We start from the raw sequence: 678 nt of genomic DNA on the forward strand, positions 1-678 counted from the left end.
GTTTGCCGACTCCCCGAAGCTTATCGCAGGCTACCACGTCTTTCATCGCCTCTGACTGCCAAGGCATCCACCGTATGCGCTTATTCACTTGACCATATAACCCCAAGCAATCTCGGGATTACGGTTGTGAAGACAACATTCGCCGAAAATTCGCACTTCTGTTCTAGGAACAGCTCACAAATTTTACCTTAGCCTGAATGAACACCAGTGAAAGTGCTATTCAGTCTAACTTTCTATCACATACCCAAATTTTTAAAGAACGATTCTGGAAAAGACCAGAAATCAACATTCAACCTCGCCTTGAGGGAATGCTCATTTCTAAGCTTTTGACCGATGATGTAGGTGGTGGAGCCAAGCGGGATCGAACCGCTGACCTCCTGCGTGCAAGGCAGGCGCTCTCCCAGCTGAGCTATAGCCCCAAACAACTGGTGGGTCTGGGCAGATTCGAACTGCCGACCTCACCCTTATCAGGGGTGCGCTCTAACCAACTGAGCTACAGACCCAAATACTGGGTCGCTGCATGCCGACCTCACCCTGCTCTCTACCACAAAGCATGGGGTGCGCTCTAACCAACTGAGCTACAGACCGACGTGAGGCGTTTCACCTAATCGTCTTTACAAGGAATCAAGCAATTCGTGTGGGTGCTTATGGGCGGCTGTGTCGTCGATTAAGGAGGTG

At 50.4% G+C, this 678-nt stretch carries 2 tRNA genes and 1 rRNA gene; all 3 read right to left on the reverse strand.

The annotated features are described in order from the left end of the window. Window positions 1-94 (reverse strand): 23S ribosomal RNA (locus tag HBH25_RS22985); the annotation flags it as partial. Between the two features lie 249 nt (window positions 95-343). Continuing rightward, window positions 344-419 (reverse strand) — tRNA-Ala (locus HBH25_RS22990). 7 nt (window positions 420-426) lie between these two features. Then, a tRNA-Ile gene (locus HBH25_RS22995) sits at window positions 427-503 on the reverse strand. Window positions 504-678 lie beyond the last annotated feature (175 nt).

Origin of the sequence: Pseudomonas quercus (assembly GCF_012033695.1) — a bacterium.
In the GTDB taxonomy this organism is placed as follows: Bacteria; Pseudomonadota; Gammaproteobacteria; order Pseudomonadales; family Pseudomonadaceae; genus Aquipseudomonas; species Aquipseudomonas quercus.